Source organism: Chloroflexota bacterium (assembly GCA_016197225.1).
Lineage (GTDB): Bacteria > Chloroflexota > Anaerolineae > Anaerolineales > VGOW01 > VGOW01.
The window spans coordinates 14,153-28,381 of record JACPWC010000123.1 but is presented as its reverse complement, the minus strand read 5'-3'; the positions used below and the strand labels follow the sequence as shown (position 1 = coordinate 28,381).

The 14,229-nt window shown below is 61.2% G+C and carries 12 protein-coding genes; 7 read left to right on the top strand and 5 right to left on the bottom strand.

Annotation, left to right across the window (positions count from 1 at the left end):
- The first annotated feature begins 76 nt into the window (after positions 1–76).
- The 5 genes from HYZ49_20885 to HYZ49_20865 all read left to right on the top strand — a co-directional run bounded on the left by HYZ49_20885 (position 77) and on the right by HYZ49_20865 (position 4,954).
- Positions 77–1,567 carry a hypothetical protein gene (locus HYZ49_20885; protein ID MBI3244741.1) on the top strand — a complete coding sequence of 497 codons (1,491 nt, stop codon included), beginning with the start codon at positions 77–79 and terminating at the stop codon, positions 1,565–1,567.
- A 99-nt stretch (positions 1,568–1,666) separates the two neighbouring features.
- Entirely contained in the window at positions 1,667–2,335 is a 669-nt protein-coding gene (locus HYZ49_20880) for a 4-vinyl reductase (protein ID MBI3244740.1), read from the top strand.
- Positions 2,336–2,370: 35 nt separating this feature from the next.
- Positions 2,371–2,835 carry a chromate resistance protein gene (locus HYZ49_20875; GenBank protein ID MBI3244739.1) on the top strand — a complete coding sequence of 155 codons (465 nt, stop codon included), beginning with the start codon at positions 2,371–2,373 and terminating at the stop codon, positions 2,833–2,835.
- Between the two features lie 74 nt (positions 2,836–2,909).
- Positions 2,910–4,079, top strand: coding sequence for an MFS transporter (locus HYZ49_20870; GenBank protein MBI3244738.1), 1,170 nt, complete (start codon positions 2,910–2,912; stop codon positions 4,077–4,079).
- A complete protein-coding gene (locus HYZ49_20865) occupies positions 4,076–4,954 on the top strand; it encodes a methyltransferase domain-containing protein (GenBank protein MBI3244737.1) in 879 nt (292 codons plus the stop codon). The genes HYZ49_20870 and HYZ49_20865 overlap by 4 nt, the downstream gene beginning before the upstream one ends.
- Before the next feature lie 19 nt (positions 4,955–4,973).
- Here the strand turns inward: HYZ49_20865 and HYZ49_20860 are convergent, their stop codons facing one another.
- Complete coding sequence (locus HYZ49_20860) at positions 4,974–6,029, bottom strand: quinone-dependent dihydroorotate dehydrogenase (protein ID MBI3244736.1); 1,056 nt, start codon at positions 6,027–6,029, stop codon at positions 4,974–4,976.
- Between the two features lie 93 nt (positions 6,030–6,122).
- Between HYZ49_20860 and HYZ49_20855 the strand changes: the two genes are divergently transcribed.
- A complete protein-coding gene (locus HYZ49_20855) occupies positions 6,123–6,839 on the top strand; it encodes a hypothetical protein (protein ID MBI3244735.1) in 717 nt (238 codons plus the stop codon).
- Between the two features lie 9 nt (positions 6,840–6,848).
- On the opposite strand, the gene HYZ49_20850 is transcribed toward HYZ49_20855, so the two are convergent.
- Positions 6,849–8,567 (bottom strand): hypothetical protein, encoded by a 1,719-nt coding sequence (locus HYZ49_20850; GenBank protein MBI3244734.1) that lies wholly within the window; start codon positions 8,565–8,567, stop codon positions 6,849–6,851.
- Between the two features lie 65 nt (positions 8,568–8,632).
- Between HYZ49_20850 and dinB the strand changes: the two genes are divergently transcribed.
- A complete protein-coding gene (dinB, locus tag HYZ49_20845) occupies positions 8,633–9,832 on the top strand; it encodes a DNA polymerase IV (protein MBI3244733.1) in 1,200 nt (399 codons plus the stop codon).
- 6 nt (positions 9,833–9,838) lie between these two features.
- On the opposite strand, the gene HYZ49_20840 is transcribed toward dinB, so the two are convergent.
- The 3 genes from HYZ49_20840 to HYZ49_20830 form a co-directional block, all read right to left on the bottom strand.
- Positions 9,839–10,405: a bifunctional (p)ppGpp synthetase/guanosine-3',5'-bis(diphosphate) 3'-pyrophosphohydrolase gene (locus tag HYZ49_20840; GenBank protein ID MBI3244732.1), complete on the bottom strand. Its 567-nt coding sequence runs from the start codon at positions 10,403–10,405 to the stop codon at positions 9,839–9,841.
- Between the two features lie 45 nt (positions 10,406–10,450).
- Positions 10,451–10,783 (bottom strand): hypothetical protein, encoded by a 333-nt coding sequence (locus HYZ49_20835; GenBank protein MBI3244731.1) that lies wholly within the window; start codon positions 10,781–10,783, stop codon positions 10,451–10,453.
- Positions 10,784–10,951: 168 nt separating this feature from the next.
- Positions 10,952–14,161, bottom strand: a complete 3,210-nt coding sequence (locus HYZ49_20830; protein MBI3244730.1) for a response regulator — start codon at positions 14,159–14,161, stop codon at positions 10,952–10,954.
- Between the last annotated feature and the right edge of the window lie 68 nt (positions 14,162–14,229).

Here is a 14,229-nt window from a genome sequence, read left to right as displayed (position 1 = left end):
AACACCGGGGCACAAAGACTCGAAGACGCCAGGTTTTTCTTTGTGCCTTTGCGCCCTGGCATCTTTGTGTTGAATCGTGTTTCGCTATCTTTCCTTCAAGTCAGCGGCTATTCTCGCCGCGCTCACGTTCGCGGCGATGTACTTTGCTGCCGCCGTTCCACGTGTGCTCTACCCTTACGATCTCGACTTCATCGAAGACAGTATGCTCATGCAGTCGTTGCGCATTGCTCAGGGCCTCCCGGTCTTCGCCGCGCCCAGCGCCGACTTTGCCGCGCACGCTTACACGCCGCTCTACCCGTGGCTGGGCGGCCTGCTGTTCAAGATCACCGGGCCAAGTTTTGCGCCGCTTCGATTGTTATCGCTGGCGGCTACCCTCGCCACCGCCGCGATTCTCTTCGTCGTCGCCCGGCGCGAGAGCGGCCTTGCTTGGCTGGGAGTCGTTTGCGCCGGTTTGTACCTCGGCGGTTATCGCCTCAGCGGATTCTGGTATGAGTTGGTTCGAGTGGATTCGTTGTACGTAACGCTGGCCCTGGCGAGCGTGGCGCTGGGCGTCTACGCCCGGTCGGTTTGGTGGGCAACAATTGCCCTGGCCCTGGCCCTCTTCACCAAACAAACCGGCGTGGCCTTTGCCGTCTGGTTCTTCCTTCACCTGCTCTTCACGCAAAGCAAACAGGCGTGGCGATTCGTTCCGGCTTACGTTTTGCTGGCCGTCGTCCCTCTTGTTCTCCTCAACGTTGCCACCGGCGGCTGGTTTGGCTTTTACGCTTTCGGCATTGCCTCCGGCAACCCGATTGAATGGGAACGAGTGGCGCACTACATCTTTGCTGAACTGTTCGGGGGGATGGCCGGTTTGAGTGTGATGGCGACCCTGACCGGGCTTCTGGTTTTGCGCCGGACGGGTTGGAACGCGATCCGGAGTCAGCCCTGGCTGGCCGCCGTGGCCGTGGCCGTTTTGGTCAGCGGGGTGGGCCGATCTTCGGTCGGCGGCAACTTGAACAATTTGATGATCGGCTATGCCTTCCTCTGCCTGGCCCCGGCATTGCTATGGAAAGAAATGAACCGCGAAGATGCCAAGGACGCTAAGAACAAGCAAAAGAATTTCTTCGCGGTCTTTGTGCCTTCGCGGTTAATTCCAGCCGTCGTCATTATTCAGTTCGCCCTCGGCGTTTACAATCCTCTGCGCTACATCCCGACTGCCGAAATGCGCCAGAGCGGCGACCGGCTGGTGGCGCGCTTGGCCGCCACCGACGGCGAAGTGCTGGTGATGATGCACCCTTACTACAGCCTGCTGGCTGGTAAAAAGCCCTCGGCACAAGCCGCCGTGCTTTGGTATGCTTACGAGCGCGAAGACGCCGCCCTGCCCGAAGATTTCGTCGAACGACTGCGGACTCATTATTACGCCGTCATCATCTCCGACGAAACGCTGTTCGAAACCGACCCGGCCATTCGTCAACTGCTGGAGGCGTATTACGTTCAAACCGAAACGCTGGCCGCGAGCGAGTCGCCGCCCACCCTCACCGGTATGTTCGCCCGGCCAACGGTGATTTACACGCCGAAAGGGCCTTAGGGCGGCAACCAAAGTTCAACCGGCAAACGGCGGTTGACGTTTGCGAAGCGGCGGCAATAATGGTATGGTATCCGTCAAATCAATCATAGGGAGGCCATCATGGATATCAAGAGCAAAACCGAACACGATCCCGTCGCCGATCGGAAGATGGTGGATGCTTACGTGCGCTGGGCGCTGTTGGCCGCCGAGGAGGTGGTGGGCAAGCAGGGCATGACCGTGGTTTTGCGCGAGGCCGGGTTGGAGCGGCTCAGCGGCAACTACCCGCCGAATGAGTTGAAGCCGACCGGCAGTTTCACTCACGGCGACTACGCCAATTTGAACGCGGCCCTGCTCAACTTCTTCGGGCGGGCAGGCAAGAGCATGGTTCTGCGCATCGGGCGGATCTCGGCCAAGCACGGCATCGAACAGCAGGGCGCAATGTTCGGCCTGGCGGCGCTCATCGCCTCCAAACTGCTCCCGTTTTCGGCCCAAATCAAGATCGGCGCAGAAGCCATGCAAGACGGCTTCCGCAAAGTCTACCAGACCATCGGCCAGGAGTATCGCGCCCGCGCTGAAGACCGAGGGGACACAATTGCTTATATCACATCCGATTGCCCGGTGTGCGCCGGAAAACAGTCGAGCGAGCCTATCTGCTGGATTCACACTGGCGTTTTGCAAGAGGGCATTCGCTGGCAAACTGGCAAAGAGGCCATCATCCAGCAAACGGCCAGCCGGGCGATGGGCGCGCCGGAGTGCGTGTGGGAAGTAAGCAAGACGCCAAAGGAATGACCGCTTTGCGTAACAAATGATGAAAGGGTGAAGACATGAAATGGATAACGCGCGAACGGGTCAAAGTGGATCGCGTCGCCTGCCCGTGGCTGATCAGGAAGTTCTTGGACAGGGAGGCCGAGTTCTTCTTTGTTCCGGCGGACAAAGTGATGAGCGAATCCGAACGCCTGAGCGCGATTCCCTACGATGTGCCAAACGTCGAACTCGGCCATCACGGCCAGGAATGTTCCTTTGAAGCTATTCTCAGGAAGTTTAACCTCACGGGGAACCCGGCTCTGGTTCTGTTGAGCAGGATCGTCAACGGGGCCGACACCGACAACACGCTCTGGAACCAGCCCGAAGGCCCCGGCCTCGAAGCCATCGCCGAAGGTTTTCGCCACCTGGGCTACAAAGACGATCACGAGATCAATGCCGCCGAGTGGATCGTCTACGATGCGCTCTATGCTTACTGCCAGGAAATGATCCGCCAGGGCAAGCCAGACGGCGATTTCAAGAATTAGTGGCCCTCCAACTCTCCGAACTGCAAATTCTCCGCACCCTCACTCCCGATGGCCGCCTGCTCTTCGCCACGCGCATGGTGCGCCTGTTCGCCTACGGCTTCCTCTCGGTCGTGCTGGCGCTCTACCTGGCCCAGCTTGGACTGAATGAGACTCAAATTGGCGTTCTGCTCACTTGGACTCTTGTCGGGGACACCGCCGTCTCGTTGTGGATCACGAATGTAGCCGACCGCCTCGGGCGGCGGCGGGTGCTGATGCTGGGCGCAGGGTTGATGGTCTTTGCCGGGGCGGCCTTTGCCCTGACGGGCAACTTCCTTTTGCTCACCCTGGCCGCCATCGTCGGCACCCTCAGCCCCAGCGGCAACGAAGTCGGCGCGTTCCTTTCGATTGAGCAGGCCGCGCTCTCGCACATCGTCCCCGACAAACAACGCACGCAGACATTCGCCTGGTATCAACTCGCCGGTTCATTCCTCACCGCCCTCGGCGCGTTGAGCGGCGGCGGGCTGGCCGGGGCCATCCAACGGGCTGGCGGCTCACCCCTGGAAAGTTATCGCGCCGTCGTCGTCGGCTACGCCCTGCTCGGCTTGGTGTTGGGAGTCCTGTTCAGCAGACTCTCTTCTGTCGTTGAAGTGGGGCAAATTGCCAATTTGCCCTACAAAGGTTTCGGCCTGCACCGCTCGCGCCACGTCGTCTTCAAACTCTCGGCGCTGTTTGCGCTCGACGCGTTTGGGGGCGGCCTGGTGGTGCAAAGTTTGATTGCCTACTGGTTCAACGCGCGCTGGGGCGTTCAACCGGCTCTGTTGGGCGGCATCTTCTTTGGAGCCAACATCTTTGCCGGGCTGTCGGCGCTGGCGGCGGCGCGGATGGCGGCCCGCTTCGGCCTCATCAACACGATGGTTTGGACACACATCCCGTCCAACGTTCTGCTTATGCTCGTGCCGCTCATGCCCAACTTGCCGCTGGCGATTGCTGTCCTTCTCGCCCGCTTCAGCATCTCGCAAATGGACGTGCCGACTCGCCAGTCGTATACAATGGCCGTCGTCGCTCCCGACGAACGTTCAGCCGCCGCTGGAGTGACCTCCATTGTTCGCACCCTGGGTAGCGCCGCCGCGCCGCTCGTCACCGGCGCGCTTCTCGGCGCGTCGTTGCTCAGTGCGCCATTCTTCCTGGCCGGCGGCCTCAAGATCGTCTACGATCTTTCGCTCTATCAAAGTTTTCGCTCGCTCAAGCCGCCGGAGGAGACATGACCGAATCCACACAAGACCATTGGGCGCGCTGGCTTTTGCATCGCCGGCACAACGACGATCCTGAACGAATGAAGAAGGTGCTGAAGTTTTTGTACCCGGTGCGCGACAAGGTGTTAAGCAATGCCAAGCTGAACGACGGCGAAACCTTGCTCGACGTGGGCAGTGGCGACGGCCTCATCGCCTTTGGCGCGCTGGAGAAAGTCAGAGATAGCCAAGTCATCTTCAGCGACATCTCACAAGACTTGCTGGATCACATCGAAGCCCTGGCTCGTGAGATGGGCGTGCTGGATAGATGCCGCTTCCTTCGCGCCTCTGCCGACGACCTCTCGGCCATCCCCAACTCCTCTGTGGACGCCGTCACCACCCGTTCGGTGTTGATCTACGTCGCCTCCAAGCAACAATCCTTCAATGAGTTCTATCGCGCCCTTAAACCGGGAGGCCGCCTCTCGATCTTCGAGCCGATCAACCGCTTTGGCTGGCCGCCGCCGCCGGGCTGGTTTTCCAGTTACGACGTGACGCCGGTGGCGGACATCGCCGCCAAAGTGCAGGCTGTGAATCTCCGCCTACAACCGCCCGACAGCGACCCGATGCTGGACTTCGACGAGCGCGACATGCTGAGGTTTACGGAGAAAGCGGGCTTCAAATCTATCGAAATAGAACTGCAGGCCAAGATTGCGTTTGGCGGCGAGAGCCACAGTTGGGAGAAGTTTTTGCAGTTCGTGGGCAATCCGAAAATCCCCTCTACCGCCGAAGCGATGGCCGAAGCCCTGACGCCCGAAGAGGCCGAGCGGTTCACGGCGCACCTGCGCCCGTTAGTTGAAGCGGGGCAGTCGGTTGAGCGCACAGCGTTGATGTATTTGTGGGCAGTCAAGTAAAAACGCCAAACGTGAAACGTCAATCGTGACGAGTGATTTTTGACGTTTGACGCTTGACGTTTGATGAGTCGATCTGGCTCATTGTAATCCCGCGATTAATCGCCGCCACCAACCCCGGCCCTTCGTAAATCAAGCCGGTGTATATTTGAAGCAGCGTCGCCCCGGCGCGCAGTTTTTCCAGCGCGGCCTCGGCGCTGTTGATGCCGCCCACGCCGACGATGGGCAGTTTGCCTTCGGTGTGCTGGTGAATGTAGCGGATAATTTCGGTGGAGCGCGTTCGCAAGGGCTGACCGCTCAGGCCGCCCGACTCTGCTTTCAATGGTGAGCGCAAGCCTTCGCGGCTGATGGTCGTGTTCGTGGCGATGATGCCGTCCAGCTTGTTGGCGACAACGGCTTCAAGAATGTCATCCAGTTCCGGCCAGGAGAGATCGGGCGCGATCTTGATCAGCACCGGCTTACGCTTGGTCAATTCATCTCGCGCCGCCGCCACTTGCCCCAGCAGGTCGGCGATGTAAGTCTTGGTTTGCAGTTGGCGCAGGCCGGGCGTGTTGGGGGAACTGAGGTTGAGGGCAACGTAATCGGCGTAAGGCGCAACCTGCTTGAGCAAGGCGCAATAATCGTCGGCGGCCTGTTCAAGCGGGGTGTCTTTGCTCTTGCCAATGTTCACGCCGAGCCGACACGGCAGACCTGACAGGTCTCTAAGACTTGTCAGGTCTCGGACGCCATCGTTCGGGAAACCCATGCGATTGATCAATGCTTCGTCGGCGGGCAGGCGGAAGAGACGCGGGCGCGGGTTGCCGGGTTGAGGCGTGCGCGTGACGGTTCCAGCTTCAATGTGGCCGAAGCCGAGCATAGCCAGGCCGCGGAGCGCAAGGCCATTCTTGTCGTAACCGGCGGCCAGCCCCACCGGGTTGCGAAACGTCAACCCGAAGGCCGAGACGGCCAGGCGCGGATCCGAAAAGTCAAACAGGCGAGCGAGGAGCGGCGCAACCGGCAGGGCCAGCAGGCGGAGTGTCAGTTGGTGGGCGCGTTCGGGGTCGAGGGCGAAGAGGGCGGGCCGGAGGAGGCGGTACATGCGGCGATTGTATCATTGGGCAAGCAGGGACTCGGACACCAGGAACTCTTCGCGGCGCGTCCGCGTCTTTGTCGTTGGAATGGAGATATTGTCATGAAGAAAATAATGTTTGGTCTCGTTTTGATTGCGGTTTTGGCCGCCGCCTGCGGCGGCCCGGCTTTACAGCCCACGCCTCTGCCCACCCAGCCGCCGCCGACTTCAACATCGCCCGCGCCCACCGAGACTCATATCCCGGTGGATTTGCCCCCGGCGCAGCTGGCCGCGATCAACGCCCTGGCTGAGGCATTTGGCATCCGGGTGGACGAGATCAAGGTGGTAAGCGTCGAGGCGGTTCAATGGCCGGATTCGTGCCTGGGCATTTCGTATCCTAACGCCCGGTGCGCGCAAGCCATCACGCCCGGATTCAGAATCATTCTGGAAGCGAACGGAGAGCAGTACGAATATCACACCAACGAGAGCGGCAGCGCGGTGGCCTCGGCGGCGGCGACTCTGACCTGGCACCGCGAGGGCGGCTTCGCCGGGTTTTGCGACGATCTGGTGGTGGTGGTGAGCGGTCAGGCGCAGGCCGGTTCGTGCGCCCCAAGCACGGCCTACCCGCTCGGCACGTTGACCGATGACGAGCTGACGCAGTTTAAGCAGTGGGCCAAGTCGTTTGGCTCGGTGGTGATTGAGATGCGAGACCCGGCAGTGGCCGACGCCATGACGATCGTGCTGACCTTCAGCGGCAACGGGAGCGGCCAGCCGACTGAGGCCGACCAACAGGCGATGCTCAACTGGGCGCAAAGTGTTTATGATCGGCTAAAGCCGTAGCATGAAACATCACGGGCATGGCAGAATGGCTCCGCCGGCAGAGGCAGGCTCGCCCGGCGTGAGGCGGTAGACCGTGACGCTGGCCTGATAGTTGTTGGTGGGCAGGTAGCCAAGCAACCAGCGGTCGTAATCAATTTCGATTACCTCCAGTTGGCAGGTTGAAAACAAAGGCGACGTGCCCAAACCCATGTAGGCCGCAAAATCAAACCAGCCCTCGCTGACCGCCCCGGCGCGGCCCGGCAAGAAGACGCAGGTCACGCCACGTTCCATCAGATAGCGATCCAACTCACCGGCTCGAAACCACTCACCCAGGGCCGGGTCAATCAGGCCACCCAGGTCAACGAGAGGCCGCCGGCTGTAATATCGCAAGGCCCCGATGTCGAAAGCGGCGCACTGCTCAGCCAGGAATCTCTCGCGCAGAAGAGCCGCCGAGCGAATCCGCACGCGCTGCATGTGATCGAGATTCGCGTCGTAGACATCGTTCCAGTACATGGTGTTGGCAGTGGCGATGAGGGCCAGGCCGGCGGCCAGCCATAACCAGCGGCGGCTTCCCACAAAACTCAACAGCCCCCACGTCAATCCCAGCCAGAGGGCAAGGTGATTGATCGCTCCATAACGGCTGGCCGTTCCCGGAATCGGCAGAAAGAAAATGTAGCTCAGGTTGTGCAGGATCAGCCAGATCAAAAAAACGATCAGCGGGCGACGGGCCTCATCTTGAATCCAGCCCGGCCATTTCGGGTGAGCCGCCACTTTCCGTCCGGCCCGCCACAGCAAGGGAACGATCACTGTCACCAGCCCGACGATGGCCCAGACCGACACCGTGTAATTAGCGTTGCCCACCTGGCCGCCAATTGAAATGTGCGGCGGCGGCAGGGCCATGCCGCCCAGCACGAACTCAAACAAATAGACGATCCACAAGCTCACGTAAATCAAACCAGGGATGCGGCCCAGCACGGCCAGCGCCCCGCTTCTTTCCAGAACCAGGCTCAGGCCAAGTTGGATGGTGGCCTGCCGACCCAGGCCGCTGGTGGGCAAGATGTGGCCGGTGCGCCACAACAAATAAGCGAACCAGGGAGCGCAGAGGATGAGGCATAAACCGGCGGCGATGAGGAGGCCGCGCGTGAGTCGTTTGTGCCGCCACAACTCCACGACTCCGATGGCCGCCGCCAGCGCCAGCCCTTCGGGCCGGGTGAGGGGCAACAACCCGAGCAGGACGCCCAGCCAGACCCAGTGCTCAGAGCGATAAGCCAGCAGGGCCAGCAGGGCCAGCGCCAGGAACATCACTGTTTCCATGCCGCTCAGGGCAAACCAGATCATGTGCCCGGATAAGACGATCAGCAACGCCGTGATTAGCGCCGGGAGCGATTTCCAGGCGGGGGACAGCAACAGATACACCGCAACGCCGACGACGGCGAGCGAGGCCAGGCCCAGGGCTTTGGTGGTGAGCGCCATCGGCACGCCTAGCGCCCAGCCGCCCGCGATCAGCGACACCCATAACAGGCTGGTAGTCCCCACGCCCGTTTCGCTCGGCGAGTTGAACATGAGCGTTCGATGCTCCACCAGATTTTGGGCGTAGACGAAGTGGATGTAAGTGTCATCCATCGGAAATTCAACGGGTGAGGGCCAGAGGAACCAGACGGCCAGGGCCGCGACGGCGACTACAATGATGATGAAGGGAATCCGGGCCGGGGAAGAGGCGGCGCGCTGAATAGAGGCAAGGCGGGACATGAAAGAACCTTTGTGGTATTGAGGTTGGATGGGCCGAGTATAATCGAAACGGTTACATACTTCCTGTGAAGCATCGCAAAATTCTCCACCTCGATCTCGACGCCTTCTTCTGCGCCGTCGAAGAAGAGCGCGACCCGGGTCTGCGCGGCAAGGCTTTCGCCGTTGGCGGCAAGCCCGGCGAGCGCGGCGTGGTAGCCTCGTGTTCCTACGCCGCCCGGCAGTTTGGCGTGCGCTCGGCCATGCCCATGAGCCGCGCCGTCAAACTTTGTCCCGGCCTGCTCATCGTCCCCTCACGTCACCGCGTCTATCAAACCATCTCGCAGAAAGTGATGGAGCGGCTGGGCAAGCTGACGCCTCTCGTCGAGCAAATCTCGATTGACGAAGCCTTTCTCGACATGAGCGACCTGCCGCAATCGGGCGAAACATTGGCCCGGAAATTGCAAACGCTCATCCGCGACGAACTCGGCCTGCCGTGCTCGGTCGGCGTGGCGACCAACAAGCTCATCGCCAAGATCGCCACCGACGTGGGCAAGGCCGCCAACAAAACCGGCGGCTACCCCAACGCGATCAGGGTCGTGCCGCCGGGCCAGGAAGCCTCCTTCCTCGCCCCGCTCCCGGTTCAGGCGCTGTGGGGCGTGGGGCCGAAAACCGCCGAGGCCCTCGCCCGGCTCGGCCTGCACACCATCGGCGACATCGCCCGCTGGCCGGAAGCCGACCTGGCTCGCCGCTTCGGCAAGATGGGCGCTGAGATCGCCGCCCGCGCCCGCGGCCTCGACGACCGCCCCGTCGTCACCGGCCACGAAGCCAAGTCCATCAGCCAGGAGACCACCTTTGTGCGCGACGTGAAGGGCGGCAAGGCTCTGCGCGACACCCTGCGCGATCTCTCGGATCAGGTGGGCCGCCGTTTGCGCCAGTCGGAACTGAGCGGGACAACCGTCAAACTCAAATTGCGCTGGCCCGACTTCACCACCCTCAGCCGTCAGACGACTCTGAGTCAGCCGACTGATCAGGGCGACGAGATTTACAATGCCGTCCTGCGACTCTTTGACGAGGTATGGCGACCGGGCAAGGCCGTTCGACTTCTGGGGGTGGCCGTCACTGGTTTGGGGAACCCGGCTCAACAGTTGAGCCTTTTGGACGATGGCTCGGAGAAGAAGCGGCGACTGCAAAACACAATTGACGACCTGCGCGAGCGCTTCGGCAGTCGAGCGGTGCAAAGAGCGAGCCAATTAAAGGATGACGCTTCGCGTGAAAGCAGGCAGTAACCGCCCCTACTCCACCAGCCCCTCAATCTCTCCCACCACCCTCGTCAGTTCATCGGCTAGCCGGGTCGGGCCAAGAGAACGAAACGTTTCGGCCAGCGTCCGGTAATACCACAACGTCCCCGCTTTGCCGCCCTGAAAGCGGCTCCATAAGGCTTCACCCTGCTGGCGATAGTCGCTCAGAATCGAGCGCGCGTTATGCACTTTGTCGGCGGCCGACACCAGCCGAACCGACTCAGGGGCGCTGGGCAGGTGGGCGAGGTAGGCCTCCTTGCGCGCCCGCCACGGCGGCTTGGGCGAAGAGTCGGTGTCGGTGCAACCGTCCACAATCTCGGCCACTCGCTCGCCAAACCGCCGGCGAATTTGTTCGCGGGCGGCGGCCCCGCCCTGATCTTCGACGGCGTCGTGAAGCAAAGCCGCAATCGCTTCATCCTCGTCGCCGCCATTCTCCAGCACCAGGCTGGTTACGGCCAGCAAATGAGAGATATAGGGAACCGCAGTGGCCTTGCGCGTCTGGCCGTTGTGCAGTTGAAAGGCAAAGGCCAGCGCGTCTTCAAATCGTTTGCTGAGGGTCATGTTGATTATCCGCGTTCAAAGCAGGCAAGAACGCCCAGGCCGCCATCACTCGTCAATCGCCTGCCAGATTTTGAGCGGGGCGGTGCTGCCGCGTTTGCGGGCCAGATGCGCTTCGTAAGCAGTGTCGTTTTCGGGCTGGCGGGCGGAGAGTTTCAGGAATCCTTTTTCGATCATCAGGTTGGCAAGCAGGCGCGCCGGCTCAAGCTCCAGGCCAAGCTCGGCTTTCAAGTCGCTCAAGGTCATCGAAGTCTGGCGCATGATCTTGTTGAGGGCGGCGCGCAGGCTCTCCGGCAGGGCGGCGATGTCGGAAGCGAAGACGCCGTTCTCTTTTCGCTCACACTCATCCAGAACTTGCTTCAGGCTGTCGAAAGTGTCCATAGCGAGACTCGCAAGGTGCGCTGTAATCAAAAGATATTAGGACGCGGATGAACGCTGATAAACGCGGATTTTGTCCGTGGCGAGCTTCCGTAGGTCACGTTTTCCGTGGTAAGTTTTGAAACGGACATCCGCTCAATCCGATAAATCCGTTGACGAATCCGCCTGCACTTAAGTCTTCCTCGTGTGAGCCGCCACCAGATCGCGCACCTGAGCCAGCAGTTCTTCGCGGCTGTACGCGCCCTTTTGCAGAACCGTCTCCACGTAGCCGTTGAGTTGTTGGCGGTCTTCGGTTGTCAGGTCTTTGGCCGTCACCACCACTACCGGAATAGATCGCCAGGTCTCGCGCCGCCGCAGTTCGCTGATGAACTGGAAGCCATCCATCTCCGGCATCATCAGGTCGAGCAGAATCAGGCACGGCAGTTGCTGGCTCAGGCGCTCCAGGCCAATGCGCCCGTTCGGGGCAACGCTCACCCGCCAGCCCTCCTGGGTCAACATGCGCTCCATCATCTCGCGTGTGGCAATGTCATCCTCCACAATCAACACGCTGTCGGCGGGCGTGGCGCACTGGTACTTCTTCAACACGCTCACCAGCCGTTCGCGATCCACCGGCTTCACCATGTAGTCGGCGGCCCCCAGCGCGTAGCCGATGGATTGGTTCTCCATGATGGTGAGGATGATGACCGGTATGGCCGCCAGCTCCGGGTCGGCCTTGAGGGCGGCCAGCACCGACCAGCCATCCATGCCGGGCATCATCACGTCGAGGGTGATCGCTTCGGGATGCAAACGGCGGGCCAACTGCAAACCGTCGGCGCCGTTGGCGGCGCTCACCACGCGGAATCCCTCCTTGCTCAGAAAACGGTCAATCAAATCGCGCACCGCCGGGTCGTCGTCAATCACCAGCACGGTGTGAGCGCCGTCTACCGGAAAAGTTGGGCCGGGTTCGGACGGCGCGATCTGAACCGTAGGCGATTTTGGATCGACCACGTAAGCGGGAAGGCGGACGACGAAGGTGGCGCCTTTGCCGGGAACGCCGCCGCTGGAGACGACGATGTCGCCGCCCATCATGCGGCAGAAGCGGCGGCTGATGGAAAGGCCCAGCCCGGTGCCGCCATACTTGCGCGTGGTGGACGTGTCGGCTTGCGAGAAATCCTGGAAGAGCCGGTCAATCTGCTTGGTCGTCAGGCCAATGCCGGTGTCGCTGACAGTGAAGAAGATCCAGTCCCGGGCCGGGCTGGGGCCGCCTTCCGGCGCTTCGCGAGTCACCTCCAGAGTCACCGTGCCCTGCTCGGTAAACTTATTGGCATTGCTCAACAGATTCAACAACACCTGCCGTACTTTGCCCGGGTCGGCGTGCATCAGGCCGACCTCGTCGGGGCAGTGGAGGTTGAGGGTGTTGCCTGCCTTAACTGCCAGCGGCTGGATGTTGTTGGCAACGCTGGCGATCAGAGTCGGGATGTCGAACGTCTCAAGATAAAGTTCCATCTTCCCGGCTTCGATCTTCGAGAGATCAAGAATATCGTTGATCAGGCTGAGCAGGTGCTTGCCCGAGATCCGAATCTTGCCGAGGTCGGCAGTCAGACTCTCCTGCCCCAGTTCCTGCGCCTCCTCCTGCAAAATTTCGCTGTAGCCGATGATGGCGTTGAGCGGCGTGCGAAGCTCGTGGCTCATGTTGGCCAGGAAGACGCTCTTGGCCCGGTTGGCGGATTCGGCGGCCAGCCGGGCCTGCTGTGTTTCTTCAAAGAGGCGGGCGTTCTCCAGGGCGCTGGCGGCCTGGGCCGCAAACCCCATCGCCAGCCGGGCGTGGTCGTCGGTGTAGAACCCTGGCGTTTTTTTGTCGAGAGTGATCATGCCCACGACCTGATCGCCAAACAACAGCGGCACGCCCAGCCACGAGCGCACCCCGGCCTCGGCCAGCGTCCCGTGATTGAATCCTTTATAACTCAACACATCGTCCACCACCAGCGGTTTGCGCGAGCGAATGACCTGGCCATTGGGGTTGTTGTCGCTTGAGGCGTCGAACATAATGCCTTTGATGTCCGGCAGGTTGGGTAAATCGTAGCCGCCGATGATCTCCAACTGCGCCCCGCGCAAGCGTTGAACCGAGGCGCTGTCGTAGGGCACCACTCGTTGCAGTTCACTCAAAATAATTTCGAGCACCTTGTCCGAGTCGAGGGTGGCGCTGAGGGCCTGGGTGGCGGCATGCAAACGCTCGGCTTGCTCGCGGGCGATCTGCTCGTTGCCGTACAGCCGCGCATTCTGAATGGCGATCGCCACTTGATCGGCCACGGTTTGCAGAACAGCCACGTCTTCCTTCATGAACGCGCTGCGCTTCGCCGATTGTACGTCGAGCGCGCCGACGACGCTCCCGGCCAGCCGGAGCGGCACAGCCAGTTCCGAGCGGATGTGGGCCGGCAATTCGTTTTTGAAACGGGCCGGATCGCGCTTGACGTCGGCCACGATGCGCGGCGCGTTGTTGGCGGTGACGTAGCCGATGATGGAGTTGGAGCCGACTCTCAAGGTGCGGCCTTGTTCTGCCAAACCCCGTCCGTTCTCGCCGGTGGCCGCTCGCAGAACAGCCAGCTCGCCTTTCTCGTCCAGCAAAAAGATGGCGGCGTAGGAATAGCCGAATCGTTCACGGATCAAGTTGAGGGTTGTGCCAAACAAATGATCCAGGCTGAGGGACGACGAGGCGGCCCGACCGACCTCGGCGGCCACTTCCAGCCGGCCCGAAGCCCGGCCAAGCTCGCGTTGCAGTGAGCGGCGAATGGTGAGGATCAGGGCAATGCCAAAGCCGAAGACGAGAACGCTCATCAACAGCAAAACAACCTGGGTGTTGCGGACGACGGTAAAAGTGTCGGCGGTAGCCTGATAAAAATTCTTCTGCTCGCTTTCGTAAAGCCGATCCAGTTCGGCCTCGGCGCCGCGAAAGGCGCGTTGCAGCTCAAAGATCAGCACCGGCGTTTGAACGCTGGCCGGGTCTTCTCGAATGGCGGCGACATCGGCGTCGAAGGTCGTCAGTAGATTGTCAATCGAATTGAAAGCGGGCCGGTAGGTTTCGCCCCCGCTGGAAGCGGCGCGCAGGTCGGCAAGCAGGGAGGTCACTTCGGCGCGTTGGGCGCTGAGGCCTTCGTAATCTGGCGCGTCACTGCGCAAGGCGGCCTCGGTTTGGACGTGCAAGCGCAGAACTTCGTTGCGCAGGGCCGAAAGCTGAGGCAGGAGGGCGGTGGCAGGGGCAAAGCTGGACTCGAAGCGGCGGGCCAGGTCGAAGTAGCTGGAGAGGATGAAATACTCGGCGGCCAGCCCGGCAATGATGAGCAGGAACGTCAACGCGATCTGGCGACGGGAATATTTACGGTGAGGAGTTGAAGCCAGAGCCATGAGTGCAATGATACTTTAGATCGGTGTTCGGCGTTATAGACACAAGACACAAAGGCGCAAAGAAATAT

Excerpts from the sequence above, each read along its gene's own strand:
- HYZ49_20880 (MBI3244740.1), top strand. The coding sequence starts at position 1,667 with ATGGATATCAAGAGCAAAACCGAACACGATCCCGTCGCCGATCGGAAG.
- HYZ49_20875 (MBI3244739.1), top strand. The coding sequence starts at position 2,371 with ATGAAATGGATAACGCGCGAACGGGTCAAAGTGGATCGCGTCGCCTGC.
- HYZ49_20870 (MBI3244738.1), top strand. The coding sequence starts at position 2,910 with ATGGTGCGCCTGTTCGCCTACGGCTTCCTCTCGGTCGTGCTGGCGCTC.
- HYZ49_20865 (MBI3244737.1), top strand. The coding sequence starts at position 4,076 with ATGACCGAATCCACACAAGACCATTGGGCGCGCTGGCTTTTGCATCGC.
- HYZ49_20860 (MBI3244736.1), bottom strand. The coding sequence starts at position 6,029 with ATGTACCGCCTCCTCCGGCCCGCCCTCTTCGCCCTCGACCCCGAACGC.
- HYZ49_20855 (MBI3244735.1), top strand. The coding sequence starts at position 6,123 with ATGAAGAAAATAATGTTTGGTCTCGTTTTGATTGCGGTTTTGGCCGCC.
- HYZ49_20850 (MBI3244734.1), bottom strand. The coding sequence starts at position 8,567 with ATGTCCCGCCTTGCCTCTATTCAGCGCGCCGCCTCTTCCCCGGCCCGG.
- HYZ49_20840 (MBI3244732.1), bottom strand. The coding sequence starts at position 10,405 with ATGACCCTCAGCAAACGATTTGAAGACGCGCTGGCCTTTGCCTTTCAA.
- HYZ49_20835 (MBI3244731.1), bottom strand. The coding sequence starts at position 10,783 with ATGGACACTTTCGACAGCCTGAAGCAAGTTCTGGATGAGTGTGAGCGA.
- HYZ49_20830 (MBI3244730.1), bottom strand. The coding sequence starts at position 14,161 with ATGGCTCTGGCTTCAACTCCTCACCGTAAATATTCCCGTCGCCAGATC.